3 protein-coding genes are annotated in these 3,022 nt (G+C 64.7%); 1 reads left to right on the forward strand and 2 read right to left on the reverse strand.

Translation table 11 applies throughout. The features are described from left to right. Positions 1–1,063 (reverse strand): hypothetical protein (locus EN879_RS30160; protein ID WP_127274452.1); only part of this gene is annotated, 1,063 nt, incomplete at its 3' end. A gap of 400 nt (positions 1,064–1,463) precedes the next feature. On the opposite strand from EN879_RS30160, the gene EN879_RS30165 reads away from it, so the two are divergent. Continuing rightward, positions 1,464–2,108 (forward strand): peroxiredoxin-like family protein, encoded by a 645-nt coding sequence (locus tag EN879_RS30165; protein ID WP_063170722.1) that lies wholly within the window; start codon positions 1,464–1,466, stop codon positions 2,106–2,108. Positions 2,109–2,156: 48 nt separating this feature from the next. Here the strand turns inward: EN879_RS30165 and EN879_RS30170 are convergent. Further along, on the reverse strand, positions 2,157–3,022 hold an 866-nt coding region (locus EN879_RS30170; protein ID WP_164774672.1), incomplete at its 5' end, for a LysR family transcriptional regulator.

Below are 3,022 nucleotides of genomic sequence, written 5' to 3' on the forward strand. Positions count from 1 at the left end.
GCGGGTACTCCGGCCGCCAGTCGCCGACGCCGCCATGCGGCGAGTTATCGGGCAGGTATGCCACGGCTTTCTGCAGGCCGGAAATCGGGATCATGCGCGGGCCGTGGCCCGCGTTCGTCGCGAACAGGCTCGGCTGCCCATTGAACAACACCGAAACCAGGCTGAGCGGCTGGCCGTTGCCCATATCGCCGACCGTCCTGCCTGTCACCTTGGCGCCGTCCTTGAGCTGTGCAGTCGGAATGAGAACGATCGGGCTGCAGGTGTAGGCGGCGACGAGGGTGTCCTCGCCATCGATGGTGGCGAACTGCATGGCGCGGATGGGCGCGCGGGTCTCGTAGCGCTCGTGGGCGACGTGGTAAATTCGGACGGCCGTCGATGAGGACTGGCCGTCGAAGGGATAGGACACGCGCCGAAGAGTCGATGAAAATTCCTCGTTGGAGATACCGGCAACGAACAGCTCCCCATTGTGGAACTTCATGTCGACAATGGTCATTGATCGCATCGGCGTCATCGCCTTCTGACGGTACTTGTCGCCCGCTGGGACCGGCCAGTCTCCGGTGCGGTCGCGGAAGTGCTCGTCCGGGGTCGGCGCATCGGGGATGGACCAGCTGGTGGGCTTGGCGCGCGCCAAGTCGACCTGGGAAAGCGCTCCGGCCGGCGAGACCTTCACGACGGCCGGCCTTCCAGCACCGAACGCAACCGCGAGATAGACGTCGTGGGTGATGGGATGGACTGCCATGCCGTTGATGTGGATGCTGGATTTGGACGCCTTGAGCATCGCTGCAATCCGGTCGTCGATGCCATCCATCTCCAGTGGTGGCGCGGCGGCGGGGGCCACCCCTTCGCCCATCGGGTAGGCGAAGACCGCGCCGCTGACGTTGTCGCCAACAAACAGCACTCCGTCTGGGCTGAAGGTTAGGACCCCCGCGTATTGCAGCTTAGCCGGGGTTCGTGAGGACGCAGCTGCGACGGACGCGGGGGCGGCGTGCGCGAGCGTGGGGACCATCGCTGGCGCGGCGATCAGCACGGCGCTCACTGTGGCAAGCAGGGTAAACTTTTTCATATCGATTGCTCCATTTCTTGTGGCAGCGCTGGTGGCGTGGCCGAGATAAACTTGGGCTGGGGGGTGGGGAGTTCAGACCGCGCCCATGCCCCGTCGACGGGCGCACGGGTAGAGATGAGGAGCCGCGAAGGGTTTAGTCAGTGGGTCGCCGGGAATATGGTTTATCACCGCGAGGAATAGACGAATCACGCCCGGATCCGACTGTGTTCGTCCCCCGGTGCGCCAAGGCGGCCGGGCGAGGCGTCATCACAGGAGTGAGCCTTGCCGCACCGCTCCGGCATTCCATATGAGAATGGGTGTTAGTCTTCCGGCACGTCTGTGGAGCGCCTGGATTGCCCACATAGAGTGGGATCAACGACCACTTGGCGGAGATTCAGTGAATGCTCGGGCGATACTCGACATGAGTGGCAGGCCTCGGTCTAGGAACGCGACCGGCGGGGCGCCGCTTTCAGCAACTGAAATCGCCTGCCGCGCGGCGCAGGCACTGACAGCCTCAGGAGCCGCAAGGCGTGGCCTCAGGGCTGGCGTGCCAGCCCCCGGCTTCAGTCTCTATGATTGCGAGGGCGGGGCAGTGTCGCTGAGCGACGCTTTGAGCTCCGGACCGGCCGTCGTGACGTTCCACGGCGGTTTATGGTGTCCAACCTGCATCGCGGATTTGCAGGCCCTGGAGGCTGCGTTGCCCGAATATACCTACCGTGGGACCACGCTGCTTGCGATCTCACCACAGACCCCGAACCACAATCGAGCCGTCAGGGAGCAGGCCGGAACAAGCTTTCCCCTGCTCGCGGACCCGCGAAATCGCGTGGCGGCCTCCTTCGGGGTTCTTGTGAAACTGACCCCAGGGCTGATCGATCTCTACCAGCGGTCTGGAATCGACCTGCCGACACTGAATGGTGACGAGAGTTGGACGCTACCACTACCGGCCCGCTTCGTCATCGCTACGGATCGCTCCATCCGGTACGCCGAAGTGAGTGCCGACTTCACGCGCCGGACCGATCCCCTGGAGCTGCTGCCGGTTCTACGCGGCGCCAGCCCGTCCGCCTGACGGCGCGAGGACCACTCTACTGGCCCGCCGCTCGAAGCAGGGGACGCGTCAGACGATCGTCGACGGAGCCGCCGCATCGGCCATCAAGCTGTCGACAAAGCTGACAAACGACCTTGCCTTAGCGGTCGCGGTGCGACCGGCAGGATAGACCGCCCAGAGATCGATCGACGGCAATTGCCATTCCGTCAAAGCCCGCTGGACGGTGCCGTCGGCCAGCTCTGGCGTGAACATCCACTCAGACGCAACAGTGAGTCCCGCGCCAGCGAGCACCGCGGCGCGGATGCCTTCAGCCGCGGTGATCTTCAGGCGGCTATTGACCGTAACGGATACCTCCGAGCCATCCTTCCGAAACGCCCACACATCGCTCCCGCCGCTGTGCGGGTAGACGATCGCTTGGTGGAGTGCCAGTTCGCCCGGCAGCATCGGCTTGCCGCACCGTTCGAAGTAGGCCGCAGCGCCGAGGACTGCCCGGGGACACGAGGCGATCTTTCTCGCGGTCAAACTGGAATCCGGCATCGACCCGAAGCGCAGGGCGACGTCGATCCCTTCCTGGACCAGGTCAATGTTCCGGTCATCGAGGACGACCTCCATTTCGAGGTCAGGGTTCTGCGCCAGGAATTCAGCGATCTTTGGGACGATATGCAGGCGCGCAAAGGTTACGGCGGCGCAGACCCGCAACTTGCCGGATAGACCGGTGCCGGCGCCGCGCGCCGCAAGCTCGGCCTCTTCGGCCTCCTCGACCGATCGCCGCGCCCGTTCGTAGAAATTCAGGCCAGCCTCCGTCGGCGCAAGCCCACGGGTAGATCGCACCAGCAGCTTCACCCCCAGCCGCCGCTCAAGCTGGGCTATAGTCTTGGACACGGCGGGCTGCCCGACGCTCAGTTGCCGCGCGGCCTTCGAAAACGACCCTGTAT

The sequence above is a fragment of the Mesorhizobium sp. M7A.F.Ca.AU.002.02.1.1 genome (genome assembly GCF_003998535.1).
Taxonomy (GTDB): Bacteria; Pseudomonadota; Alphaproteobacteria; order Rhizobiales; family Rhizobiaceae; genus Mesorhizobium; species Mesorhizobium ciceri.

What these genes read in the sequence shown, in the direction of transcription:
- EN879_RS30165 (WP_063170722.1), top strand. Translation starts at nt 1,464, where the DNA reads ATGAGTGGCAGGCCTCGGTCTAGGAACGCGACCGGCGGGGCGCCGCTT.